Origin of the sequence: Streptomyces sp. NPDC005803 (assembly GCF_040630435.1) — a bacterium.
GTDB lineage: Bacteria > Actinomycetota > Actinomycetes > Streptomycetales > Streptomycetaceae > Streptomyces.
In genome coordinates, this window is record NZ_JBEXXO010000036.1 from 38,345 (window position 1) to 63,130 (window position 24,786).

A 24,786-nucleotide genomic window follows, 5' to 3' on the forward strand; every position below is an offset into this window, starting at 1 on the left:
CCTGGAGTGGTGGTCGTGGACTGCTGCGTGTCACTCTGTGGCAGGGGATTGGCCGCCAACTATGGCCAATCCGAGGAAGGTGGACTGATTCTCATGGCGCAGTGGACCTCGGCCGTCGGTGCGGCGCAACTCGCCCGGCAGCTCCACGCCCAGCAGCCCCGGCCCGCGGCCCCCGGCAGCCGCAGGCCGCCCGCCTATCGTGCGCTCGCCGACGGCATCCGGCTGCTCGTCCTCGAGGGCCGGGTGCCGGTCGCCGCCCGGCTGCCCGCCGAGCGCGAGCTGGCGCTGGCCCTCTCCGTCAGCCGTACGACGGTCGCGGCGGCCTACGAGGCGCTCCGTGCCGAAGGCTTCCTGGAGTCCCGGCGAGGGGCCGGCAGCTGGACGGCGGTCCCCGCGGGCAACCCGCTGCCCGCCCGCGGACTGGAGCCGCTGCCGCCCGAGGCGCTCGGCTCGATGATCGACCTGGGCTGCGCCTCGCTGCCCGCCCCCGAGCCGTGGTTGACCCGGGCCGTCCAGGGCGCCCTGGAGGAGCTGGCCCCGTACGCGCACACCCACGGCGACTATCCGGCCGGGCTGCCCGCGCTGCGGCAGATGATCGCCGACCGGTACACCGCGAGCGGTATCCCTACGATGCCCGAACAGATCATGGTGACCACCGGGGCGATGGGCGCGATCGACGCGATCTGTCACCTCTTCGCCGGCCGCGGGGAACGGATCGCGGTGGAGTCCCCGAGTTACGCCAACATCCTCCAGCTGATGCGGGAGGCGGGCGCCCGTCTCGTGCCGGTGGCCATGGAGGAGGGGCTCGGCGGCTGGGACGTGAACCGGTGGCGCCAGGTGCTGAGGGACGCGGCGCCCCGGCTCGCGTACGTGGTCGCCGACTTCCACAACCCCACCGGCGCCCTCGCGGACGAGGACCGCCGCCGCGCGCTGGTGGACGCCGCCCGCTCGGCCGGCACGGTCCTGGTGGTCGACGAGACGATGCACGAGCTGTACCTGGACGACGACGTGCGCATGCCCCGCCGTGTCTGCGCCTTCGACCCGGCCGGCAGCACCGTGCTCACCGTCGGATCGGCGAGCAAGGCGTTCTGGGCCGGCATGCGCATCGGGTGGGTCCGTGCGGCCCCGGACGTGATCCGCAGCCTGGTGGCCGCCCGCGCCTACGCCGACATGGGGACCCCGGTCCTCGAGCAGCTGGCCGTCAACTGGCTGATGCGCACCGGCGGCTGGGAGCAGGCCGTGCAGATCCGCCGGGAGCAGGCGCGCGACAACCGGGACGCGCTCGTCGCGGCGGTACGCCGGGAGCTGCCGGAGTGGGAGTTCGCCGTGCCGCGCGGCGGGCTGACCCTGTGGGTGCGCACCGGCGGTCTCTCCGGCTCGCGGCTCGCGGTGGCCGGCGAGCGGGTGGGGGTGCGGGTGCCGTCCGGGCCCCGGTTCGGGGTCGACGGGGCCTTCGAGGGGTACGTGCGGCTGCCGTTCACGGTCGGCGGGCCGGTGGCGGACGAAGCGGCCCTGCGGCTCGCGGCCGCCGCCCAGCTGGTCGGTTCGGGAGCGGGCGCGGGGGCTGAGGCGCCCCGCACGTTCGTGGCGTGAGCACCGCGGCGGACCACGGGGCCCGGCGGATCCGCCGGGCCCCGTCGTCCGCCGGGGTCAGTCGCTGAGGGCCAGGTCCTCGACGGCGACGGAAGCGGTCACGGCCTCCGCCCTCACCGGTTCGGGCATGCTCGCCTCGACCGCGGTCCGCCGCTCGGGCAGCAGGTCGAGCACGGCCTGGCGCTGCGCCTCGCTCGTCGCGTCGTCGTACGGATCGGGCGTGGCGGGCACCTGGATGCGCAGCACCTGGCCCGTGCCGAGCCGGGCGTACCCGCGGCCGGGCGGGACGTCCGGAGTGGGGGTGGTGTGCGGCTCCAGACCGAGCACGGACTCGATCTGGCCGGGCGTGCAGGGGCCGAGCACGACCCGCGCCCTGGTGTGGGACCGGACGGTGTCGCTCAGGCCGTCCAGGCTGTCGAACTGCTCGGTCACCACCACGGTGACGCCCGCGGCCCTGCCGTGCCGCAGCGGCACCTGGAGCAGTCGCTGCGGATCGCTCACGCCGTCGGAGGCCGCGAGGGGGCCGAGCGCGCTCGGCCGGTCCAGCAGGATCCAGAGGGGACGCCGGATGTCGTCGGGGGCGGGGTCACCGGCCTGCCGGGCCCGCTGGGCCTCGATGAGCCGCCGTTCCGTCTCGTTGGCCGCCCATTCCAGGGTGGACAGCGCTCCGGCCGGCCCGCTCTCGACGGCCAGGACGCCCTCGCGTCCGGTGAAGCACGCGTACTCGCCGGTGCCGCTGCCTTCGATGATCAGGATGTCGCCGTTCTGGAGGGCCTGGAGAGCGATGGAGCGCAGGAGGGTGGTGGTGCCGCTGCCGGGCTGCCCGGCGATCAGCAGATGCGGTTCGGTGGAGCGCGCGCCGGTCCGCCAGACGACTCCCGGCGCGTCACGGGTCTCGTCGCCGTCGCTCACCGGCACCGTGCGCTGCACGGCGTCGTCGTCGGTGAACCCGAGGACGGTCTCGCCGGGGGCCGTGACGAAGCGCTGGGCGGTGAGGGAGGTGGGCAGGGCGTCGAGCACGTTCATGAGGAGCTGGTTGCCCTCCTCGTCCCAGCTGAAGCGGTACTCCCGGCCGCGGCCCGACTTGGCGTGCAACAGCTGTTCGATCCGGGCGCGGGAAGCGGGCTCGCTGTCGGTGAAGTAGGGGGGATACGTCACGCGGAGGCTGCTCACCCGGCCGTCGCCGTCGAACGCGTACCCACTGAAGACCTTGTCCCAGTCGCCGCCGTGGGTGAACAGCGGACCGGGGTCGTCGGCCGTCGAGAAGTAGGGAACGAGCGCCTCGTACAGAGCCTGCAGGCGCCCGGCCTCCGCCTCGTCCGGACCGGTTTTGGCGGGGGTGCGTTCCCGTCCCTTCCACGCGGCGGCGCCCATCACCGTGACGAGGGCCAGCAGCGGCCCGTACGGGATGAGCGCGACCACGAGCACGCAGGCCGCGACGAGGAACAGCGTGGGACCACGCCGGTCCTTGGGCGTCGCGGCCCACTTCTGCCGTCCTGCACCGGCCAGCAGCCGCAGACCACGGGTGACCATGATCAGCGGATGGAGCACGTCGGTGGCGCTGTCGGCGGCCGTGCGCGCGAACTCGCGACTGCGAGTGAGCGAAGCGCTGCCGCTGCTCAGAATGCGGGGGAGTGGTCGCCGGGCCACGTCGGTCTCCTGAAAGGGGTGGGAACGGTAGCGGAGGTCAGAACTTGATCCCGCCCAAGAGGCCGGCGAGGCTCGCTCCGCCCGCGGTGATGCTCGGTGCGATGGCGGTGCCGGCCAGGTAGAAGCCGAACAGGGCGGTGACGAGGGCGTGCGATGCCTTGAGGCCGTCCTTCCTGAAGAACAGGAAGACGATGATGCCGAGGATGACGACGCCTGACATGGAAAGGATCATGAGTGGTTCTCCTGGTTGGGGGGACAGTCACCATGAGTCCTTCCAAGCTCACCGGAAGTATCTATAGGATAAAAGCTGCAATTGGGTGAAAAGTCTGTTTTCTCACTGGACTGGCGCACGCCGAGGCGTCAGCCGGAGCGGATTCCGGGGCCGCGCCCCGCTCCGTCGTCACTCGACGTGATCTTTCGCCATGGGCGGGCCGGGGCATGTGCACCCCCGGGCAGTACCCTGTCGGTTCACTCGCACGGCCCACGTGGCGCACGCCCCGGCAGGCCGGCGGCAGCACGGACGGTTAAAGGAAGGCGGTCCCCCGATGAGCGAAACCCCTGATCCCGAGGTGGTCGAACTGGCGACCAAGGTCTTCGACCTGGCCCGCCACGGCGACGCGGACGCCCTCGCGGCCTACGTCGACGCCGGTGTCCCGGTCAACCTCACCAACGACCGGGGCGACTCGCTGGTGATGCTCGCCGCCTACCACGGGCACGCCTGCGCGGTCACGGCCCTGACCGGCCGCGGCGCCGACCCGGACCGCGCCAACGACCGAGGCCAGACGCCGCTCGCCGGAGCCGTCTTCAAGGGCGAGGAAGCGGTGATCAGGGCCCTGCTCGACGCCGGAGCCGATCCGGCCGTCGGAGTACCCTCCGCGCTGGACACGGCGCGCATGTTCGGCAAGGCCGACCTGCTGGAACTCTTCGGCGCCCGCTGAGGGGGCTTCGCCGTAAATGTGGTCGCGGTGGCGATATGGCTGGGTCATCATGACGTCGCGGGCCCGATCCGGGCCACCGACGAGAGGCAGAGGAAGATGGTCTACACCAGGCAGAAGACGGCAGTCGGCCGATCATGTTGCTGCGCGGCTTAGTGCCCCCTCCCGGCAGGCTTTGCCCGTCGCGGCAAACATCGCCGGTCACGGCACCAGTGCCCCACCCGGCACGTGGAACTGCACAGTCCCGGTTGCGTCGACAGCTTGATGTGAGGCTTTTCCCATGTTTGATCCGTTCATAGCGCCGAGCGGCACGCTGCTCGGCCTGCTGCAGAGGGGCCGCGGCGACGGCACGCTCCACGCGCTCGCCGCACCACGCCCCGAGGCCCTGGCGGCTCTCAACCACTGCGTCCTGAGCGATCCGCGTCACGACTGGCAGGTGGAGAACCGCTCCCTCTACTACGCACGCCTGTATCTCGACCTCGACGGCGGGATCGAGGAGATCGAGCGGCACCTGTGCGACGCCGACGACCACCTCGACACGGACGACTCACGGACCGGCCTGGCCCTGGCGGTCCTCGGCCACCTCGCCTCCTACGGCCGCGGCGACGCCCTGGCCCTGCTGCGGCGCTACGCCGCCACCGGCTCCAACTGGGCCTGGGCCCTGGACGAACTGGCGCTGCGCGACGACGACGCCGGGCTCCGGTCCCTCGCCGTGCCCGTGCTCGCCCGGTTCCCCGAGGACGCTGAGGGCCGCGCCGAACTGGCCGCCACCGTGCGCGACGCCTACGAGCCCCGCCCCTGGCGGCTCTGGGCCGACGATCCGCGCGCATCGGTCGGCGCCCGGGTGCGCGCCGCCTCCGAACAGGGCTCGTTCGACCGCTGGCAGCGGCAGATGCGGCCCGGCGGTCCACGCCCCGGCTGGAGCGTCCAGGCGGTTTTCGACTGGGCCCAGGAAGGGCTCGACCGCGGCAGCGTCCTTCACGTGCCGGCCGCCCGCTGCCTCTCCGCGGTGGCGGGACCCGAGGACCGGCCCATGATCGTCGAGGCCGCCCGCAGCGGCCCGGAAGGCGCCCGCTGCGCCGCGCTGCACTACCTGGCCGCCGAGGTCCGCGACCCGGCCGTGCTCGGCCTGATCGAGGAGGCGTCGGTCAGCGCCTCACGCACCGTCGCCGAAGCGGCCGTCGCCGCCTTCGAGCGGATGTGCGGCGAGGCGGCCGTGGAACGGGCCCGCCGCTGGGCACGGCGGCCCGACGCCCTCGGCGCCTCGGCGGCCGGTGTGCTGGCGAGCCGCGGTGGCGCGCAGGACGCCCCGCTGGTCCTCGGCGCCCTGCGCGACGCCGTACGGGGCGAGGGACCCGACGCCCCCCGCCTGTGGACCCTGGTCGACGGCGCCGGCCGGCTCGGCATCGCCTGCGCCGCGCCCGTCCTGCGCCACGTCTACCGGGAGACGTCCTCCTCCCAGCTGCGGGGCAGGGCCGCCCGGGCCCTCGCCGCCACCGATCCCTCCTTCGCCACCGGCTTCGCCGTCGAATGCCTCTGGGACTGCGAGGAGACGACCCGGGAGGTCGCCGCCCGCCACGCGGAGACCGGTGACATCAGGGTGGCCGAGCGCCTGCGCCGACTGGCCGCCGACCCGGCCGAGGAGGCCGAGGTGCAGTCAGCCGTACGGAGCAGGATCGGACCGGACGCACCGGCGGTCTGACGACGCCGGACGCACCTCATGGGGTGACGGTCCGACGGGGGAACGCGTCAGCGGTCCGAAGGCGCCGGACGCATCCCGCAGGACGGCCGCAGGGCCGAGGAACACACCGGCGGTCCCAGGGCGCCGGGCGCACCTCACCGGGCGTCCGCCCAGCCGGGGAACCGCACGAACGCAGCGCGTCGGGGGCGCGCCGCGCCGTACCGCCCCACCCCTCGGCCGGACCTTTCGCGCGTTTCGCATCCCTTCCCGAGGGCCGAGCGCCACTATGGAGGGGTGACCGGGCGCTGGGAGTTCTGGATCGACCGAGGCGGTACGTTCACCGACGTGGTGGGCCGCGACCCCGACGGGCGGCTGGTCACCCGCAAGCTCCTCTCCCACGACCCGGACCGCTACCGGGACGCCGCCGTGGCCGGGATCCGGCTGCTGCTGGGGCTCGGACCGGACGAACCGGTCCCCGCCGACCGGGTGGCCGCGGTCAAGATGGGCACCACCGTCGCCACCAACGCACTGCTGGAGCGGCGCGGCGAGCCCACCGTCCTCGTCATCACCGAAGGCTTCCGCGACGCCCTGCGCATCGCCTACCAGAACCGGCCCCGGCTCTTCGACCGCCGCATCCTGCTGCCGGAGGCCGTGTACGAGCGGGTGATCGAGGTCCCCGAGCGGGTCGACGCCCAGGGGCGCACGGTGCGGCCCCTGGACCGGGCCGCCGTGGCCGAGCGGCTGCGGGCCGCGCGCGGCGACGGCCTGAGCAGCGCGGCCGTCGTCCTGATGCACGGCTACCGCCACCCCGGCCACGAGAAGGCGGTCGCCGCCGAGGCCCGAGCGGCGGGGTTCACACAGATCAGCTGTTCCCACGAGGTCAGCCCGCTGATCAAGCTGGTGCCGCGCGGCGACACCACCGTCGTCGACGCCTATCTCTCGCCGATCCTGCGCCGGTACGTCGACACGGTCGCCGCCGAGCTCGACGGCATCCGGCTGATGTTCATGCAGTCCAACGGCGGCCTGCGCGAGGCGGCGCACTTCCGGGGCAAGGACGCGGTGCTCTCCGGGCCGGCCGGCGGGGTCGTCGGCATGGCCCGGACCTCCGCGCAGGCGGGCTACGACCGGGTCATCGGCCTCGACATGGGCGGCACCTCCACCGATGTCTCGCACTACGCGGGCACGTTCGAACGCGAGCTCGGCACCGAGGTGGCGGGTGTGCGGATGCGCGCCCCCATGATGAGCATCCACACCGTCGCGGCCGGCGGCGGCTCCGTCCTGCACTTCGACGGCCGGCGCTACCGGGTCGGCCCCGACTCGGCCGGAGCGGTGCCGGGCCCGGCCTGCTACCGCAGGGGCGGCCCGCTGACCGTGACCGACGCCCAGGTCATGCTCGGGCGGATCCAGCCGGCCCACTTCCCCGCCGTGTTCGGGCCGGACGGCGACCTGCCCCTCGACGCCGACACCGTACGGACGCGCTTCGAGGCGCTCGCCGACGAGGTCGCACGGGCCACCGGGATCCGGCGGACCGCTGCCGACACCGCCGCCGGATTCCTGGAGATCGCCGTGCTCGGCATGGCGAACGCGGTCAAGAAGATCTCCGTGCAGCGCGGGCACGACATCACCCGGTACGCCCTCACCGGCTTCGGCGGAGCCGGCGGCCAGCACGTCTGCGCCGTCGCCGACGCCCTCGGCATCGACACGGTCCTCGTGCCCCCGCTGGCCGGTGTGCTGTCCGCGTACGGCATCGGACTGGCCGACGCGACCGCCATGCGCGAACAGTCCGTCGAAGCGCCGCTCGACGCGTCCACCCGGCCCCGACTGGACGAGGTGTGCGACGCGCTGGCCGCCCGTACCCGGGCCGACCTGCGCGCCGACGGTGTCCCCGACCGTGCGATCAGCACCCGGGCGCGCGTACTCCTGCGGTACCGGGGCACCGACGCGAGCCTCTCCGCCGACCTGGACACGACGGACACCATGACCAAGGCGTTCACGGCTGAGCACCGCGCGCGCTACGGCTTCACCATGGACCGGCCACTCGTCGTCGAAGCGGTCTCCGTCGAGGCCACCGGGGCGGCGGGGGAGCACGGGACTCCGCGACCGTCCGGGCCGGAGCGGGGCGACGCCACCGTCCCGCGACCCCACGACACGGCACGGATGTTCACCGAGGGCGGCTGGCGGGACGCCGCCCTCCACCGCAGAGCCGACCTGCGGCCCACGGACACCGTGACCGGTCCGGCCGTCATCGCCGAGGCCGACGCCACCACCGTCGTCGACCCCGGCTGGCAGGCCGCCCCCGGCCCCACCGGCCACCTGCTCCTGACCCGCGCCCGCCCGCGCCCCGCGCGACAGGCCGTCGGCACCCGCGTCGACCCGGTCATGCTGGAGATCTTCAACAACCTCTTCATGTCCATCGCCGAACAGATGGGCGTGCGCCTGGAGAACACCGCCCGCTCCGTCAACATCAAGGAGCGGCTCGACTTCTCCTGCGCCCTGTTCGACGCGGACGGCAACCTGATCGCCAACGCACCGCACATCCCGGTGCACCTGGGCTCCATGGGGGAGTCGATCAAGGAGGTGCTGCGCCGCAACGGCGCCACGATGCGCCCCGGCGACGTGTACGCCATCAACGATCCGTACCACGGCGGTACACACCTGCCCGACGTGACCGTGGTGACCCCGGTCTTCGACGAGGCGGACGGCGCTGCCGCGCTGAGATTCCTGGTGGCCTCGCGGGGCCACCACGCCGAGATCGGCGGCATCACGCCCGGCTCGATGCCCGCCTTCAGCCGCACCGTCGACGAGGAGGGGGTGCTCTTCGACAACTGGCTCCTGGTACGGGACGGCGCCTTCCGCGAGGCGGAGACCCGTGAACTGCTCACCACCGCCGCCCACCCCTCCCGCGATCCGGACACCAACCTCGCCGACCTGCGCGCCCAGATCGCCGCCAACGAGAAGGGCATCGCCGAACTGCGCCGCATGGTCGATGAGTTCGGCCGCGACGTCGTCGACGCCTACATGGGGCACGTCCAGGACAACGCCGAGGAGTCCGTGCGCCGCATCATCGCCGGGCTCCACGACGGCCGTTGCCGGTACGAGACCGACAACGGCGCCGTGATCGAGGTGACGCTGACCGTGGACCGGGCCGCCCGCAGCGCGCTCGTCGACTTCACCGGCACCTCACCGCAGCAGCCGGGCAACTTCAACGCCCCGAAGTCCGTCGTCATGGCCGCGGTGCTGTACGTGTTCCGCACCCTGGTGGCCGACGACATCCCGCTCAACAGCGGCTGTCTCACCCCGCTGGACATCAGGATCCCGGAGGGCTCGATGCTGTCGCCCGTGCACCCCGCGGCCACGGTCGCCGGCAACGTCGAGACCTCGCAGGCTGTTACCGGAGCGCTGTACGCCGCCCTCAACGTCCAGGCCGAGGGCTCGGGCACCATGAACAACGTCACCTTCGGCAACGAACGGGTGCAGTACTACGAGACCCTGGCCAGCGGGTCGGGCGCCGGGGAGGGCTTCGACGGCGCCGACGCCGTGCAGACGCACATGACCAACTCGCGGCTCACCGACCCCGAGATCCTCGAATGGCGCTACCCGGTGCTCCTGGAGAGCTTCCAGGTGCGCGAGGGCAGCGGGGGGCGCGGCCACCGGCACGGCGGCCGCGGAGTGGAACGCCGGATCCGCTTCCTCGAACCCGTCACGGTCGCGCTGCTGACCGGCCACCGCCGCGTCCCGCCGTACGGCATGGCGGGCGGCGGCCCGGGCGCCCTGGGCAGCCAGCACGTCGAACGCGCCGACGGCAGCCGCACCCCCCTGAAGGGCTGCGACACCGCCCTTCTCGGCGCTGGCGACGTACTCGTCGTCCGCACCCCGGGCGGCGGGGGATACGGAGACCCGGGCGAAGAGCCCGGGAACGGCCCGCGGCAAGGCCGGCCGGAGCCGCGCGCGGGAGCATGACCGACTGCGGGGCAACCGGCCGCTTCTGCGCCGTTTCGACCGTTGTCAGTCCGAGGACCTAATCTGTGCAGCGTGACTTCGCCTGCCTACACGGAAAACGCTGCGCCCCAGCTCAGCGCGGGGCCGCGGCCCGCACCGGGCCCGGCCGCCGACGAGGGGCTCTCGCGGCGGCTGCGCGCGCTCGCGTGCACGGCGCCGCTGCACGACCTCGACGTGCGCAAGGCGAACCTCGCCGGTGAGTACACCGTGTACGCGATGGCCGAGGTCGCCCTCGCGGCGATCGACCTCGTCACCCTCAACATGGACTTCGACACCGGCGCCGACCACGACCAGATAGTGGCCAGACTGCTCCCGCGCGTCGCCGCCCAGGCCCCTCGCCGCCCCGTCGCCGAGCACGAACGGGTCGCCCGCTGGGTGCTGGAGAACCTGATCAACGTCGGCAGTGTGGACCGCGGCTTCCGCGCGGTCTACGGCACCTTCGGACCCGACGGCGTCTACGTCCGCCGGGACTACGACTTCAAGCTGATCGAGGAGGTCCCGGGATACGGCGGCAGCGTCTACCTGCGAGCCACCGACGAGGCGGTCAACGTCCTGGTCGGCGCGCTCGACACGGACGTCACCAGCGCCCAGATCGCCGCCGAGGTGAAACTGGAGGTCCTGATCAGCCGGGGCCGCCTCGCCGACGCCCAGCTCGCCGCGGAGCAGGCCCGCTACCGGACCGTGCAGTACGCGGAGACACTCCGCAAGACCCTCGACGCGACCCGGCGCAACGTGCGCGCGGTCGACTGGCTCAACGCCGTGCCCGACATGATCGCCGAGGCACTCGACCACGTCGCCGACCGCTACCGCCACGAGAACGCGATCCTCACCAACATCCGCAAGGCCCGCGACGAGGCCGAGGAGCCCGAGCACAAGCGGCGCGCCGCGGAGCTCGTCGACATCGTCAAGGACTGCATCCGCCGCCACACCCAGCTCCAGTCCCGTCTTTTGGAGGCCGGACCGCTGTTCCGCGCCGAGCAGGACCGCCAGGCCTTCGCCGCACCCGCCGCCCGCACCGGACTCGACCTGTACGGACAGCTCCTGGCCCCGCTGCTGCCGCTCCCCGTCGAGCAGGCCATCCGGGCCACCGACGCGTTCTTCGCCCATGGCACGGGGCTGCGCACGCCCACCGCGGTCCGGGTGGGCGACCTGGTCGACCTGCTGCTCACCCCGCCGCTCGAACGGGAACACCTGGGCGCCGAGATGCCCGAGCCGGACCTGATCGCCACCCCGGACGACAGCCGGTTCAGCGAGGAGCAGCTGGCGTCGGCGAGGGAACTGCTCGACCTGGAACACGACGCCCCGCGCCGCCTCTCCGGACTCCTGGCCGAGGCCCGGCGGCGCGACGCGGAACTGCCCTACCTGGTCGCCCTGCTCGCGGTGCACGCCGCCAGCCCGCCGGTCGGCACCGCCTACCGCCAGGGCGAGCGCCGCCTGCTGTTCTCCGTGGACGACGGGACCCCCTTGCAGGACCCCGAGTTCGGCGGCGCCGACCTGATCGTCGGCACGGCCCTGCTGGACGCCGCCGGCATGGCGGCGGACCGCTCGGAGGCGACATGAGAACGCCCCGGGCCACCCCGGCCGCCCCTGCGGCACCCGGCGCCGCGCTGTACGGCGCGGCCACCGGCGCCCCGGCCGGTCCCCCCGTACCGAAGACCTTCCGCACCGAGGAGCGACCGTCGTGAGCGACCACCGCGCAGAGCACACCGACGCGTGGAGCGACCCGGCCGCCGCGCACCCGGCCGACCGGGTGACGCCGACGGCCGGCTACCCCGCCGACCGGCCCGCGTCCGGGCCGGCGGCGGCCCCCACCCCCGTCACCCCGGCCGACGCGGCGGACGCCTCCCGGCTCGTCGCCTTCGGGCTCCAGCCCAAACTGCTGCCCGCACGCGACGCCGAGTACGCCGAACTGCTGCGCCGCTACCGCGAGGAGCCGGCCTTCGCCCGGCTCGCCGACGCCGTAGCCACCGGACTGGGCCTCGTCGTACTGGAGGTGTCCACCCGGGCCGGCATGGCCGTCACGGCGGGCGAGGACTCGGTCTTCGCCGTGCGCATGGGCGACTACGCGCGGCGGGCCTCCTCGGACTCCGCCGACCGCTTCCTCCACGGGCTCGCGCACCTGGCCGTCGCCGCGATGGCCTTCCCGCGCCCCGAGGACCTCGCCGACGACGCGTACATCGGCCGGATCACGGTCAACGGCGTCGACGCCTTCGTCCGCCAGGCGTGCCACCGTCTGGAGGAGCGGGCGGAGGAGCACGGCGACAACACCGACCCGGCCAGCGACGCCCCCGGCCTGGAAGCCGGCTGGCGGATCTACGCCCGGCGCAGCTCCACCGGAGCGACGAAGGACGCCCGGCGGCTGGCGGGGTCCACCACCGGCATCGTCGGCAAGGCCGTGGCCTTCCTCACCGACTCCGGTTTCCTCCAGCGCACCGGGGACGACGCCGGCGGCGCCTTCCGCACCACCGCCCGCTACCAGCTCCAGGTCCGCGACATGGCAGGCAGCGCCGCCATGGCCGAGCTCCTGGAACTGGGCGTGGTGCCGGTCACCGACGGATCGGCCACGCTGCTGCCGCCACCCGACCCCGACGACCTGGAGCTGGTGGCCGACGCCGGCCTCCCGTTCCACAGCTGACCTGCCCCCACCGGGGCGGCCGGTGACCGGCCCCCGTCACCACCGGGGCGGTGGTGACCGGCCACCCCCGCCGACGCCTTCCTCCCGACGCCTTCCCCCCGCTGCCTGAACGACGAGAGTCCGCCGCCATGTACGAGCTGTCCCGGGTCCGCCTCTACTCCATCGGGCCTGCCGGCGCGCGCTACGCCGACACCGTGCTCGACCTGCGCGGGGTCGGCGAACCCGTGCCCCGTCCCGCACCGGCACAGGCGGAGTTCTTCGAGGAGGAGCCGGTCGGCCCGCCGCGCCGGCCCGCCCCCGCCGGGGTGCTCTTCCTGGAGAACGGCGGAGGCAAGTCCGTCCTGCTGAAGCTGATCTTCTCGGTGATGCTGCCCGGTCACCGCAACACCCTCGGCGGCGCCAGTTCCGGCGTCCTGCGCAAGTTCCTGCTCGCGGAGGACTGCGGTCACGTCGCGCTGGAATGGCAGCACACCCTGACCGGCGAGTGCGTGGTCGTCGGCAAGGTCAGCGAGTGGCGCGGGCGCCAGGTCTCCAACGACCCGAGGAAGTTCGCCGAGGCCTGGTACTCCTTCCGCCCCGGACCCGGACTCAGCCTCGACTCGCTGCCCGTCGCCGAGGCCACCACGGTCGGCCGCCCCGCCGAAGGCGTCTCCGGCGCCCGCGGCAGGCGCCGCACCATGAAGGGCTTCCGCGACGCGCTCACCGAGGCGGGCAAGTTCTACCAGCACCTGGACGTGCACTGGGAAGAGATCCACGACCGCTGGAACGAGCACCTCGGCGACCTGGGCCTGGACCCCGAACTCTTCCGCTACCAGCGCGAGATGAACGCCGACGAGGGGGAGGCGGCCGGACTCTTCGCGGTGAAGAAGGACTCCGACTTCACCGATCTGCTGCTGCGCGCCGTCACCGATACCCGCGACACCGACGGACTCGCCGACCTCGTCAGCGGCTTCGGCAACAAGCTGGGCCGCCGTGCCGAGCTCACCGCCGAGCGGGAGTTCACCGCGGGCTCCGTCGACCTGCTCGGCCGCATCGTGGAAGCCGCCGACGTACGCTCCAGGACCCGCGACGTCCACGCCGGCGCCGAGCGCCGCACCCGCACCCTGGCCCGCAGGCTCTCCGCCCGCGCCGGCCTGGAGCGCGGCCGGACCGCGGAGCTCGCCCAGCAGGTCACCGGCGCCGCCCACACCGTCACCGGTGCCGAGGAGGCCCGCGGCCGCAGCGCCCTGATCGCCGCCGAACTCGCCTACCGGCACGCCTCCCTGGCGCTCACCGCGGCCGAGAAGAGCGCCGCCGCCCAGCGCCGCGAACTGGGCGACGCCCGCACCCTGCACTCCGCCTGGCAGGCCGCCGAGGCGGTGCTCCGCCACCGTGCCGCCGCCGACCGATCCGCCCGGGTCGCCGTCGCGATCCGTGAGGCCGAACGCGACGCCGCCCCGGCCCTTGCCGCACGCGCCACCGCCGCCGCCGATCTCGTACGGGCCCTGCACACCGCCGCCGAAGCCGGCGAGAGCCTCGCCAACGAGGAGGAGGAACGCTCCGACACCCTCCAGACCGCGGGCGAGGCCGCCCACCGCGACGCCACCACCGCCGCCACCGAGGCCCAGCGCGCCCGCAGCGAGGCGGGTCATCTGCGCCAGCGCCTCGCCGAGGTGGAGCAGGAGACCGCCGAAGCCGTCCGCGCGGGCTGGCTCGACGACACCGCGCCCCACGCGGACCCGGCCCGCGCCGCGCTCGCGGCGAACGACGCCGAGCACGCCGCGGTGGCCGCGTGGGACACCGCCCGCGAGGCCGCCGCGGCGGCGGCGGACCGGTCCAGGCAGGCCACCGCCGCCGAGAGCCGGGCCGAACTCGCCGCGGCGCGGGCCGCCGACGGAGCGCGCGCCGCGGAACAGGCGTACGAGGCCGAGCTCAGGACCGCCGAGTCGATCGCCGCCGAACACCGTCTCGCCGACCTCCTGGGCCTGCCCGCCACCGGCGGAGTGCCCCGGCCCCGACGGGGCGCGCCGGACGGGCAGGACGGTGGCGAGGACCAGCGGCAGCACGACGAGGGTGGGGAGGGATCGGGGCCGGAGTCCGGCTCCGCCGTCCCGGACGGGACCGGCGCGGCCCCGCACGGAGCCCACACTGCCACGGCGGCCCGGCCCGGGTCCGCCGGACAGCCCCTCACCGCGGACGAGTTCGACCGCAGCGCGGAGGAACTGCGCGACCTCCTCGACCAGGGTGTGGCCGCAGCCGAACGACGTCTCTTCGAACTGCGCACCGCGGCGGCGGACGACTCCCGCATCCTGGGCGCGCTCGGAGACGGCGGGCTGCTGCCGCCGGGGCCGGACGTGCTCGCCACCGTCGAATACCTCGGCGAACACGGCATTCCGGCGCTGCCCGGCTGGCGCTACCTCGCCCAGGCCGTCGACCCCGCCGACCACGCGGCCGTGCTCGCGGCCCGCCCCGAACTCGTCGACGGCGTCGTCATCACGGACCCCGACGCCCACGCCCGCGCCCGTGAGGTGCTCGGCGCCGCCGCCCTGCTGCCGCGCTCCGCCGTGGCCGTGGGCACCGCCGCCGCGCTGCTCGCGCCCGTGCCGGACCACATCGCCGGATCCGTCGCGAGCACCGACGGGGTGTTCCTCGTCCCGCCGAACCCGGCGATGCACGACGAGCACGCCGCCGACGAGGAACGGCAGGCCCTCAGGAGCCGGGCCGCGGCCCGCGACGAGGACATCCGCACGCTGGCGGCCCGCCTCGCCGGGGACCGCGCCCTCGCCGCCCGTATCGGCTCCTGGCGCGCGGACTGCCCGCCCGGCATGCTCACCGAACTCGCCGAAGCCGCCCGCGCCGCCCGTACGGCCGCACAGACGGCCGAGGCCGCTCTCGCCGAGGCCCGAACCGTGCGGGCCGAGGCCGACGAGGCGGCCGCGGACACCGCCCGCGTCCGCGACGAACGCCAGGAGGCCGCCCAGCGTGCCCGTCGTGCCGCCGACGCGCTCGCCGGACTCGCCTTCCGGCTCCGCGAACGGGCGGGCTGGCAGGCGAAGCTGCGCGAACTGGTCGACGAGGCGGCCGAGTCCGAGGCCCGTGCCACCGTCTGCCTGGAGCGGGCCCGCGCCGCCGACGAGGACCGCAGGGCCGCCCAGCGCGCGGCCGACGACGCCCGCCGCACCGCCCGCGCCCTGCGCGCCGAGCGGGCCGAGATCGCCGGCGCCCCCGAGCACCTCCCGGAGCCGGAGCCGGGCGCCCCGCGTCACACCCTGCCCGCGCTGCGCGAGGCCTACCGGGCGGCGTCCCAGCTGTACGAGAAGGTCGGCGTGGGCGCCGACCTGCGCGCCGAACAGGCGCGTGCGGAGAGCGACGAGAGCGCCGCGCTGGCCGAGCTCGACCGGCTCACCAACAAGGTCCGCACCCGGGCCGCCCAGCTCCTGGAAAGCACGGACGGCGCCGACGGGCCCTCTCGGCAGGCCGCTGCGGCCCGCGCCGAGTCCCTGGTCCAGCTGCTGGAGACGCGCGCTTCGGCCGCCAGCGAGCAGCTGGGGCGGCTGCGCGGTGAGGCCGAGCGGCTGGCCCCCGCCGACGGCGAGAGCCTGCACACGGAACTCCCCGACGACCAGGTACCCGCCGACGCCGACCAGGCCCAGGCGCTGCTGCGTACCGCGACGGCCGAGCTCGCCGCCGCGACCGACGCGCTGGACACCGCCCGCGCCGCCCACGCGGAGCTGCTGCACGCCCACCGCACCGCCGAGGACTCGGCAGGTGGCTTCGACGAGACCGCGGCCCTGCTGCGCGACCTCCTGCGGGACCACGGCGCCGAGGACGAGACCGAAACCCCCGAGCCGTACCCCGGCAGCCTGGAGGAGGCCCGGCAGTCCGCGGCCGAGGCCCGCCGGTCACTGCGCGGCTGCGCCACCGACCTGTCCACCGCGGAAGCAGCCGTACGGGAGGCGAGCGACATCCTCGTCCGGCACGCCAACTCCACCCGCTACGAACAGGTCCGCACCCCGGCCCGCCAGCAGATCCGCGAACTCCCGGCCGCGGCGCTGCCCGAGCACGCGCAGAAGTGGGCTACGGCGTTCGCACCCCGGCTGCGGGTCCTCACCGACGAACTGGCACAGCTGGAGCGCAACCGTGACTCCATCGTCGACCGGCTGCGCGGGCTGGTGGATTCCGCGCTCACCACGCTCCGCTCCGCCCAGCGGCTCTCCCGGCTCCCGGAGGGACTGGGGGAGTGGTCCGGCCAGGAATTCCTCCGGATCCGCTTCGAGGAACCGGACCAGGCCACCCTCACCGAACGGCTCGGCGACGTCATCGACGAGGCGACCAAGGCGGCCCTGAAGAAGAACTCCGACCTGCGCCGGGACGGGATGTCCTTGCTGCTGCGCGGCGTACAGGCGGCGCTGGAGCCCCGCGGCATCGCGGTCGAGATCCTCAAGCCGGACGCGGTGCTGCGGGCCGAGCGGGTGCCGGTCGGGCAGATGGGCGACGTCTTCTCCGGTGGCCAGCTGCTCACCGCCGCCATCGCCCTGTACTGCACGATGGCCGCCCTGCGCAGCAACGACCGCGGCCGCGACCGGCACCAGCACCGGCACGCCGGGACGCTGTTCCTCGACAATCCCATCGGCCGCGCCAACGCCACCTACCTGCTGGAGCTCCAGCGCGCCGTCGCGGACGCGCTGGGCGTCCAACTGCTGTACACCACAGGGCTTTTCGACACGACGGCGCTTGCCGAATTCCCGCTGGTGATCAGGCTGCGCAACGACGCCGACCTGAGGGCCGGGCTGAAGTACATCAGCGTCGAGGAGCATCTGCGCCCCGGGCTGCCCCAGCAGGACCCGGAAAGCGAGACGGTGCACGGAGAGATCACCGCCACCCGCATGTTCAAGCGGTCCGCGGCTACGCCGGATGTGCCGGCGGCCCGGACCGGGGACGAGCACCGCCGGGCTCCGGAGCCCGGCACGGCCTCGTAGGCCCAAAAACGCAAGCGACGCGCGGCAGCCGGTAAGCGGCACGGGGACCGGCCCGCAGGCCCGGAAGCCGGCCACGGTCCCGCCCGAGGAGAGGGGCGGGGCCGCGGTCAGGCCCGGGAGAGGCGGCGACCCGCGTCCCGCCGCCGTATCCGCGCCGCGTCCCGCTCGGCGACCCGCGCCTCCCGCTTCGCCCTGCGCCGCTCGCGGCGCAGCTGCCGGGCCGAACTGCTGGGCGCCGACACCACGCCGTTGCGCTGGTTCCACACCTGCCGGGTGACCCACACGTCCAGCACCGACCACGTCGCGACCACCGTGCTGCCCACACTGCTGAGCACCATCGGGAAGGCCAGCCAGGAACCGGCCAACGAGGCGAGGAACGCGACCACGGCCTGGATGAGTGTCAGCGACGTGATGAGTACGGCGCGCACGGCGGCTCTGCGCACCGGATCCGGCATCCGCCGGCGCGTGGCCGGCTCCTCGACCCAGAGTGGCTGCCGTGGGATCTCCGGCCCGCCCCACGTCGCCGATTCCGCGGTGCCCGCCTCTTCCGTCATCCGGGCCGGCGGCACCTCCGCCGCACCATGACGCTCCTGCGTGTCCAACGCCTTTCAACTCCCCATCGCTGTCCGTCTTGAGGGTTGCTGCCCCGCATGCACCCTTTCTACGCGGGCGGGCCGTCCCGTCCTGCCCAGGGCCCTCCTGCAGCTCTCCTGCCCCCGTACAGACAGACGAGTGCCGGACGAGGAAGATTCCCCCCGATCCGGCACGGAGCGGAGAGTTCCAGCCAACCGGCAAGGGGAGGAATATGCCGCTCTGATCGGCGTCTTCTGTCGCATTCGCGAATTTCATCTCCCGGAATACCGGGACAACTCATGGTCAACTCGCAGTAAGGCGGCCGAAAATCGTCCGGACACGCCTTCGAGTTGTCTGTGTGTCGGTAGTAGGCTCGCGCCGTTTGTTGACGGAACACCACCCCGCGCCCCGCGGGGCCGAGCTGGGGGAGGCCATGCGCTTTCGCGGAAAGTCCATCCGCAGGAAGATCGTGGCGTTGCTGCTGGTGCCGCTCGTCTCCCTCACCGGACTCTGGGGCTTCGCCACCTATCTGACCGGGCGCGAGGCCGGCCAGTTGCTGAGCGCGAGCACCGTCGTGGAGAAGGTCGGCCACCCCCTGGAAGAGACCGTCAGGGCCGTCCAGAACGAGCGCCGTCAGACCCTCGTCTTCCTCGCCGACCCGCGGGCCTCGGACGCCCTTCCGCTCCTGCGCACGCAGCGCGGGGTCACCGACCGGGTCGTGAAGCGCGTGACCGCGAGCGCGCAGCAGAAGGACATCCGCGACGCGCTGCGCCCCGACGCCGAGACCCAGCTCAGCTCGATCCTCGGCGCGGTCGAGGAACTCGACGCGCTCCGTGACTCCGTGGACCGGCGCACCATCGGCCGGACCAGGGCGATGGACTACTACAACCGTCTCATCGACCCCTGCTACCGCTTCCTGACCGGCCTCCACACGATGGAGAACGTGTCCATGGACAAGCAGGTACGGGCGCTCGCCGGTGTCTCACGCGCCCGCGAGATGCTCTCCAGGGAAGACGCACTGGTCGCCTCCGGACTCCTGGCAGGCCGGTTCACCGCCCCGGAGCTCCGGCAGATCTCCGACCTCGTGGCCAACCGCGAACTGCTGTACGAGATCAACCTCCAGGTGCTCCCCGCGTCCGAGCGCCGACGCGTGGAGCGGTACTGGACGGGCCCCGACAGCGAACCCCTGCGCTCCGCCGAGGAAAAGCTCCTCGCCCAGGGCCCCACCCGCAACTCCCGTGCCGTGGACTCCGCCCGCTGGCAGGAGGTCGCCCCACCGGTCCTGGACCGGCTGGCCAACGACTCGACCGAGATGAACAACCGCTTCCAGGACCGGGGCAGGCCCGCCGGCTACGGCGTCCTGATCAAGGCGGGCGTCGCCGGCGTCCTCGGATTCCTGGCCCTGCTCGTCTCCGTCTTCGTGTCCGTACGCATCGGCCGCGAGCTGGTCCGTGACCTCTCCCGGCTGCGCAAGGACGCCCATGAGGTCTCCGGGGTACGGCTGCCGAGTGTGATGCGCCGCCTCGCCGCGGGCGAGCACGTCGACGTCGAGACCGAGTCGCCGCACCTGCAGTACGAGCGGGACGAGATCGGCCAGGTCGGCCAGGCGCTCAACACCTTGCAGCGGGCCGCCGTCGAGGCGGCCGTCAAGCAGGCGGACATGCGGCGCGGCGTCTCCGAGGTCTTCGTCAACCTCGCCCGCCGCAACCAGGTGCTGCTGCACCGCCAGCTGACGCTCCTGGACACCATGGAGCGCCGCACGGAGAACACCGACGAGCTCGCCGACCTCTTCCGCCTGGACCACCTCACCACCCGGATGCGGCGCCACGCCGAGGGACTGGTGATCCTGTCCGGAGCCGCCCCTTCCCGGCAGTGGCGCAAGCCCATCCAGCTCATGGACGTGGTGCGGGCCGCGGTGGCCGAGGTGGAGGACTACGAACGGATCGAGGTCCGCCGGCTCCCGCGGATCGGTGTCGGCGGCCCCGCCGTCGCCGACCTCACCCACCTCATCGCCGAACTCCTCGAGAACGCCACGGTGTTCTCGCCCCCGCACACCGCGGTCCAGGTGCACGGCGAACAGGTCGCCAACGGCTTCACCCTGGAGATCCACGACCGCGGCCTCGGGATGCCCCCCGAAACACTCCTGGACGCCAACCTCCGGCTCGCCGAAACCCCCGAGTTCGAACTGTCCGACACCGACCGGCTCGGCCTCTTCGTCGTCAGCCGGCTCGCCCAGCGGCAGAACGTCCGCGTCTCGCTCCAGACCTCCCCGTACGGGGGCACCACCGCCGTCGTGTTCATCCCGGCGGCGCTGCTCACCGACGCCCCGGACTCGCACGGCACAGGGTTCCGGCTCGACCGCAGGTCCGAGAAGGCGATCGCCAGCAGCAGACCGGGCAGCGACCCGGAGAGGGGCCGGCCGGAGGACACGCCCGCCCGCCGCATCGCCGCCGCCCGCCCGCAGGACCGGCCGGGCAGCCTCTCACCGGTGCCCAGCGGTCTGGCGGACCCGGCCCTGCTGGACGGTCCGGTCGAGCTGGAAGGACCGGTCGCGCCGGGGGGCTTCGACCGTGACCCGCTCCTCGAAGCCGTCGCGGACCGGGGCCTGGACCCCGTACTCGACGGTGTCCGCGACCTGGAGGACACCGAGAGCGAACGCGGCGGCATCTTCCGCGCCCGCGAGCTCCGGCAGGGCGGCGACCGCGAGCAGCACCAGCAGGCCGCCGACCGGACGGCGGAGCCGGACGGCGTCCGGGAACTGCGCCCGGACGCCGTCCGCCCGCTGCCCCGCCGCACCCCGCCGACCCTCGTCACCGACCGGGGCCGCCGGGTCGACGACAGCGGCCGCGCCCACCCCACGACCGCCGATCACGAGCCCGCGCGGACCTCCGCCCGGCCCCCGGCCACCGGCCCCGTTCCGTACGACGACCGGCGCCGGCCCGCCACAACCCGGCAGCCCAGCGCCTTCCGGACACCCGCCCGGGCCGCCGAAGCCCGGCCGGTCACGCCGTCGCCACCGGCGCCCCGGCCGTCCACGTCAGCCGTCCCGGCCCCGCCGGCCGCCGCCGGCACCGTGGGCGGACTGCCCCGCCGGATCCGGCAGGCCAGCCTCGCCCCGCAGCTCCGCGAGGACTCGGGCGCCGCCGGGCCCGGCCCGGTGGAGAGCGCCGACGACATCGAGCGGGACGCCGACGAGGTACGCGACCGCATGGCCTCGCTCCAGCGCGGCTGGCAGCGCGGACGCCTGCAGAACGCCGAGGACGGGACCAGCCCCGGCGACCCAGCACGAGGAACCACTCCGGGAGGGGACGGTCCATGACCGCACCGCACGCCGCAGCACTCAACTCCGCACGTCAGGGGGCGGGTGAACTCAACTGGCTCCTCGACGAACTCGTCGAGCGCGTCGCCAGCATCCGCAAGGCGCTGGTCCTCTCCAGCGACGGTCTCGCCACCGGCGCGTCCAAGGACCTGACCAGGGAGGACGGCGAACATCTCGCGGCCGTCGCCTCGGGCTTCCACAGCCTCGCCAAGGGGGTCGGCCGCCATTTCGACGCGGGCCGGGTCCGGCAGACCGTCGTCGAGCTCGACGAGGCCTTCCTGTTCGTCACGGCGGCCGGCGACGGCAGCTGCCTCGCCGTACTGGCCGACTCCGACTCGGACGTCGGGCAGGTCGCGTACGAGATGACGCTGATGGTCAAGAGGGTGGGAGCCCATCTGGCCAACGCCCCCCGGACGACCGGTCCGACCTCCGGAGGGTGAGTGGATGGGATGAGCGCCGACGCCCCCCGCACCCCGGAGCCCCCCGGCGACCCGCAGTCCTCGCGCTGGTACGACGCGGACGCGGGACCGGTGGTGCGCCCGTACGCGATGACGAGGGGGCGCACCAGCAGCGCGTCCCGTCACCGCCTCGACCTGATCGCGCTCGTCCTGCCCGAACCCGCGGCCGACGACCCCGGCCGGGACCAGATGCTCTCCCCGGAACACGTGGAGATCGTCGAACTCTGCAATGACATGCCCCAGTCGATCGCCGAGCTCGCGGCCGGTCTGGATCTGCCCGTCGGGGTGGTCCGGGTCCTGGTCGGTGACCTCGTCGAGGACGAGCTGGTGCACGTGACCCGTCCCGTTCCGCCGGCCGAGCTGCCGGACGTGAACATTCTTCGCGAGGTGATCAATGGCCTTCGGGCGCTCTAGCCGCGACAGGCGGCCCGTTGACCCCGTTACCCTCAAGATCCTGGTGGCGGGCGGCTTCGGCGTGGGCAAGACGACTCTGGTGGGCGCGGTCAGCGAGATCAGACCGCTGCGTACGGAGGAGAGGCTGAGCGAGGCGGGGCGTCCGGTGGACGACCTGGACGGGGTCGAGGCGAAGACCACGACGACCGTGGCGATGGACTTCGGGCGGATCACCCTGCGCGAGGACCTGGTGCTGTACCTCTTCGGGACCCCCGGACAGGACCGCTTCTGGTTCCTCTGGGACGAACTCGCCCAGGGTGCGCTGGGGGCGGTCGTGCTCGCGGACACCCGGCGGCTGCAGGACTGCTTCGCAGCGATCGACTACTTCGAGCGCCGGGAGATCCCGTTCGCCGTGGCCGTCAACTGCTTCGAGGGCGCCGACCGGTTTCCCACCGGGACCGTGCAGGCGGCGCTCGACCTGGATCCACAGGTGCCGGTGCTCATGTGCGACGCGCGCGACCGGTCATCCGTCCGGGACGTCCTGGTGGCCGTCGTCGAACACGCGGTGGCCCGCGTGGACCGGCTCCGCGAGCCCGCCACGACGTAGGGGGCCGGCCGTACCCGGCCGGGGGAGCGGCCGGGCGACGGGTCGCCGCAGGGGGGTGCCCGGTCAGCTGTTGTCGGCGAGCCACTTGGCAGCGGTCTCGGCGAGCTCCCGGCCGCGGCCCGCCAGCATCATCCCGATCATCTGCGCGTCACCGCGCAGCGACCAGACGGGATGGCCGAAGGTGGCCGGGTTGTTCCCCTCGATCAGGAAGTGAGCGGGCCAGGCGGTCCCGTACCCGATCAGCGGCAGCGCCGCCGCGTACCGCTTTCGACCGCGCGCCAGTCCGTACGTGGTGATCGCCAGACCGGTCAGGGTGCCACTCAGATGGATCCACCGGGTGGCCGCCCGGGAGTGCATCGCGACGTAATAGGGCCAGAATTCTTCGTACGAATCGAACGTCTGCTGTGACATACGGGCACCGTAATGGCTGGATCGGCAACCGGATACGCCCGCTCCGCGTCCGAAGAGAAGAACGGGCGGCCGGAACCCACGGGGGTGGTCCCGGCCGCCCGCTCGCGTCCTCGCCGGACCGGGCGGCCTCTCAGTGGCCGGCGACGGACCTGCGGGCCACCGGGAAGTCGAAATAGGTGTCGGGGAACAACTCCGGCTTGAAGGTGTAGTGCCACCACTCCTCGGCCAGATTCACGAATCCGGCGTCGGTCAGCGTTTCCTTGAGGAACTGGCGGTTGGCGCGCTGCACGCCCTGGATCCGCGGGTCGTCGGTGTGCGAGAGCGTGTCGAAGCAGTCGAAGCCGGTCCCCATGTCGACCGAGTTGTCCGGGAAGCGGTCGGCCTGTGGGGCGTAGCACGGCACCAGCGTCTCGCCCGGACGGTACGGCCTGGTCGGCAGGGCCGGCAGCCGCACCAGCGTCAGGTCCACCGTGCTGCCCCGGCTGTGCCCGGACTTCTCGGCGATGTAACCGTCCGCGAACAGGCGGGTCTTGTCGACCTGCGGATAGAACTCCCCCTTCATGGTCTCGTCGTCGAGATCCTTCGCCCACCGCACGAAGTGGTCCACGGCCCGCTGGGGCCGGTAGCAGTCGTACACCTTCAGCGAGTACCCCTGCGCCAGCAGCCGGACCTGAGCCCGGTGCAGCGCCTCGGCGGCCGGCCGGGTCAGGATGCACAGCGACTGGCGGTACCCGTCCACCGGCACACCCATGAAGTCGTGCCCGGTGGGGTAGCGCATCTCCTGGATGATCGTGGGATCGACCGTGCGCAGCGCGACGAACTCGCGGGGGGCCTTGGGCTCGGGTTTCGCCTGCGCCACCGGCGCTGCGGCGGTGACGGCGAGCAGGGTGGCGGCGGTGGCCGCCAGAACACGGAGAGCGGAAGCAATACCTGTCATGAGCACATCTTCTCTCGGTCCGCTCGTCCCGGGCGGGTGATCGGATACAGTCCCGCGAGTGCCGCCCGGCCGGCGGGCCGGTGACGACGAGGACGGAACGGAGAAGACCGTGAAGGACTCCCACTGCGGCAGCTGCGGAGCGCCGTACACCGCGCTGCCGTCCCCCGACGCCTGGCCCCGGGCCTGCACCGCCTGCGGAGCCACCGCCTACCGCAACCCGCTGCCGGTCGCCGTCGCCCTGGTCCCCGTCACCGGACCCGACGGCACCGGACTCGTCGTCATCACCCGCACCATCGAACCCTGCCTCGGCGGCACCGCCCTTCCCGGTGGCTTCATCGACCACGACGAGGACTGGAAACACGCGGTCGTACGCGAACTCCGCGAGGAGACCGGCATCGAGGCGGACGGCGACGAGGTCCGTCTCGCCGACGCCCTCAGCGACCCCGACGGACACCTGCTCCTGTTCGGGCTGCTCCCCACGCGGCCGGCCGCCGCGCTCCCGCCCTCCGTGCCGACCGACGAGACCTCCGGATACCGGGTGCTGCGCGCCCCCGAAGCGCTCGCCTTCCCCCTCCACACCGAGGCGGTCCGCTCCTGGTTCGCCGGCCGCTACCGCTGACCGCGCGCACCTCAGGCC

The 24,786-nt window shown here is 73.6% G+C and carries 18 protein-coding genes; 13 read left to right on the top strand and 5 right to left on the bottom strand.

The features are described from left to right. Positions 1-93: 93 nt before the first annotated feature. A complete protein-coding gene (locus ABZ454_RS34670; protein ID WP_359543511.1) occupies positions 94-1,593 on the top strand; it encodes a PLP-dependent aminotransferase family protein in 1,500 nt (499 codons plus the stop codon). Between the two features lie 57 nt (positions 1,594-1,650). Here the strand turns inward: ABZ454_RS34670 and ABZ454_RS34675 are convergent, their stop codons facing one another. Both ABZ454_RS34675 and ABZ454_RS34680 read right to left on the bottom strand, forming a co-directional pair. After that, entirely contained in the window at positions 1,651-3,243 is a 1,593-nt protein-coding gene (locus ABZ454_RS34675) for a hypothetical protein (RefSeq protein ID WP_359543512.1), read from the bottom strand. 37 nt (positions 3,244-3,280) lie between these two features. Continuing rightward, positions 3,281-3,475 carry a hypothetical protein gene (locus ABZ454_RS34680; protein WP_018103962.1) on the bottom strand — a complete coding sequence of 65 codons (195 nt, stop codon included), beginning with the start codon at positions 3,473-3,475 and terminating at the stop codon, positions 3,281-3,283. A gap of 313 nt (positions 3,476-3,788) precedes the next feature. Between ABZ454_RS34680 and ABZ454_RS34685 the strand changes: the two genes are divergently transcribed. The 7 genes from ABZ454_RS34685 to ABZ454_RS34715 all read left to right on the top strand — a co-directional run bounded on the left by ABZ454_RS34685 (position 3,789) and on the right by ABZ454_RS34715 (position 17,451). Continuing rightward, positions 3,789-4,181, top strand: a complete 393-nt coding sequence (locus ABZ454_RS34685; protein WP_356325412.1) for an ankyrin repeat domain-containing protein — start codon at positions 3,789-3,791, stop codon at positions 4,179-4,181. Between the two features lie 277 nt (positions 4,182-4,458). Next, on the top strand, positions 4,459-5,880 hold the full coding sequence (locus ABZ454_RS34690) for a HEAT repeat domain-containing protein (RefSeq protein ID WP_359543513.1): 1,422 nt from the start codon (positions 4,459-4,461) through the stop codon (positions 5,878-5,880). A gap of 273 nt (positions 5,881-6,153) precedes the next feature. Further along, on the top strand, positions 6,154-9,819 hold the full coding sequence (locus ABZ454_RS34695) for a hydantoinase B/oxoprolinase family protein (RefSeq protein WP_359543514.1): 3,666 nt from the start codon (positions 6,154-6,156) through the stop codon (positions 9,817-9,819). Positions 9,820-9,891: 72 nt separating this feature from the next. Next, positions 9,892-11,418: a hypothetical protein gene (locus tag ABZ454_RS34700; RefSeq protein ID WP_359543515.1), complete on the top strand. Its 1,527-nt coding sequence runs from the start codon at positions 9,892-9,894 to the stop codon at positions 11,416-11,418. Beyond that, complete coding sequence (locus ABZ454_RS34705) at positions 11,415-11,543, top strand: hypothetical protein (protein ID WP_356325404.1); 129 nt, start codon at positions 11,415-11,417, stop codon at positions 11,541-11,543. Before ABZ454_RS34700 ends, ABZ454_RS34705 begins: the two co-directional genes overlap by 4 nt. Then, complete coding sequence (locus ABZ454_RS34710) at positions 11,540-12,493, top strand: hypothetical protein (protein ID WP_359543516.1); 954 nt, start codon at positions 11,540-11,542, stop codon at positions 12,491-12,493. Before ABZ454_RS34705 ends, ABZ454_RS34710 begins: the two co-directional genes overlap by 4 nt. Positions 12,494-12,621: 128 nt before the next feature. Continuing rightward, a complete protein-coding gene (locus tag ABZ454_RS34715; protein ID WP_359543517.1) occupies positions 12,622-17,451 on the top strand; it encodes a hypothetical protein in 4,830 nt (1,609 codons plus the stop codon). Positions 17,452-17,558: 107 nt separating this feature from the next. On the opposite strand, the gene ABZ454_RS34720 is transcribed toward ABZ454_RS34715, so the two are convergent. Then, a complete protein-coding gene (locus ABZ454_RS34720) occupies positions 17,559-18,005 on the bottom strand; it encodes a hypothetical protein (protein ID WP_356325161.1) in 447 nt (148 codons plus the stop codon). 452 nt (positions 18,006-18,457) lie between these two features. Here ABZ454_RS34720 and ABZ454_RS34725 point away from each other — a divergent pair, with 452 nt between their 5' ends. Genes ABZ454_RS34725 through ABZ454_RS34740 form a run of 4 tightly spaced genes read left to right on the top strand, consistent with a single transcriptional unit; the run spans position 18,458 to position 22,801 of the window. Then, positions 18,458-21,343: a nitrate- and nitrite sensing domain-containing protein gene (locus ABZ454_RS34725; RefSeq protein WP_359543518.1), complete on the top strand. Its 2,886-nt coding sequence runs from the start codon at positions 18,458-18,460 to the stop codon at positions 21,341-21,343. Continuing rightward, positions 21,340-21,783: a roadblock/LC7 domain-containing protein gene (locus tag ABZ454_RS34730; protein WP_356325140.1), complete on the top strand. Its 444-nt coding sequence runs from the start codon at positions 21,340-21,342 to the stop codon at positions 21,781-21,783. The genes ABZ454_RS34725 and ABZ454_RS34730 overlap by 4 nt, the downstream gene beginning before the upstream one ends. Positions 21,784-21,792: 9 nt before the next feature. Further along, positions 21,793-22,215, top strand: a complete 423-nt coding sequence (locus ABZ454_RS34735) for a DUF742 domain-containing protein (RefSeq protein WP_356325142.1) — start codon at positions 21,793-21,795, stop codon at positions 22,213-22,215. After that, positions 22,196-22,801: an ATP/GTP-binding protein gene (locus tag ABZ454_RS34740; protein ID WP_356325144.1), complete on the top strand. Its 606-nt coding sequence runs from the start codon at positions 22,196-22,198 to the stop codon at positions 22,799-22,801. The genes ABZ454_RS34735 and ABZ454_RS34740 overlap by 20 nt, the downstream gene beginning before the upstream one ends. A gap of 63 nt (positions 22,802-22,864) precedes the next feature. Here ABZ454_RS34740 and ABZ454_RS34745 read toward each other — a convergent pair whose 3' ends face one another. Both ABZ454_RS34745 and ABZ454_RS34750 read right to left on the bottom strand, forming a co-directional pair. Further along, positions 22,865-23,212: a DUF962 domain-containing protein gene (locus ABZ454_RS34745; protein ID WP_359543519.1), complete on the bottom strand. Its 348-nt coding sequence runs from the start codon at positions 23,210-23,212 to the stop codon at positions 22,865-22,867. 130 nt (positions 23,213-23,342) lie between these two features. Beyond that, the gene (locus ABZ454_RS34750) at positions 23,343-24,149 is read right to left on the bottom strand and encodes a M15 family metallopeptidase (RefSeq protein WP_359543520.1); all 807 of its coding nucleotides are present in this window, start codon (positions 24,147-24,149) and stop codon (positions 23,343-23,345) included. Positions 24,150-24,258: 109 nt separating this feature from the next. On the opposite strand from ABZ454_RS34750, the gene ABZ454_RS34755 reads away from it, so the two are divergent. Next, positions 24,259-24,768: an NUDIX domain-containing protein gene (locus tag ABZ454_RS34755; RefSeq protein WP_359543523.1), complete on the top strand. Its 510-nt coding sequence runs from the start codon at positions 24,259-24,261 to the stop codon at positions 24,766-24,768. Positions 24,769-24,786 lie beyond the last annotated feature (18 nt).

Coding starts and splice junctions, on each gene's coding strand:
- ABZ454_RS34670 (WP_359543511.1), top strand. CDS start 94: ATGGCGCAGTGGACCTCGGCCGTCGGTGCGGCGCAACTCGCCCGGCAG.
- ABZ454_RS34680 (WP_018103962.1), bottom strand. CDS start 3,475: ATGATCCTTTCCATGTCAGGCGTCGTCATCCTCGGCATCATCGTCTTC.
- ABZ454_RS34685 (WP_356325412.1), top strand. CDS start 3,789: ATGAGCGAAACCCCTGATCCCGAGGTGGTCGAACTGGCGACCAAGGTC.
- ABZ454_RS34690 (WP_359543513.1), top strand. CDS start 4,459: ATGTTTGATCCGTTCATAGCGCCGAGCGGCACGCTGCTCGGCCTGCTG.
- ABZ454_RS34705 (WP_356325404.1), top strand. CDS start 11,415: ATGAGAACGCCCCGGGCCACCCCGGCCGCCCCTGCGGCACCCGGCGCC.
- ABZ454_RS34715 (WP_359543517.1), top strand. CDS start 12,622: ATGTACGAGCTGTCCCGGGTCCGCCTCTACTCCATCGGGCCTGCCGGC.
- ABZ454_RS34720 (WP_356325161.1), bottom strand. CDS start 18,005: ATGACGGAAGAGGCGGGCACCGCGGAATCGGCGACGTGGGGCGGGCCG.
- ABZ454_RS34725 (WP_359543518.1), top strand. CDS start 18,458: ATGCGCTTTCGCGGAAAGTCCATCCGCAGGAAGATCGTGGCGTTGCTG.
- ABZ454_RS34730 (WP_356325140.1), top strand. CDS start 21,340: ATGACCGCACCGCACGCCGCAGCACTCAACTCCGCACGTCAGGGGGCG.
- ABZ454_RS34735 (WP_356325142.1), top strand. CDS start 21,793: ATGAGCGCCGACGCCCCCCGCACCCCGGAGCCCCCCGGCGACCCGCAG.
- ABZ454_RS34740 (WP_356325144.1), top strand. CDS start 22,196: ATGGCCTTCGGGCGCTCTAGCCGCGACAGGCGGCCCGTTGACCCCGTT.
- ABZ454_RS34745 (WP_359543519.1), bottom strand. CDS start 23,212: ATGTCACAGCAGACGTTCGATTCGTACGAAGAATTCTGGCCCTATTAC.
- ABZ454_RS34750 (WP_359543520.1), bottom strand. CDS start 24,149: ATGACAGGTATTGCTTCCGCTCTCCGTGTTCTGGCGGCCACCGCCGCC.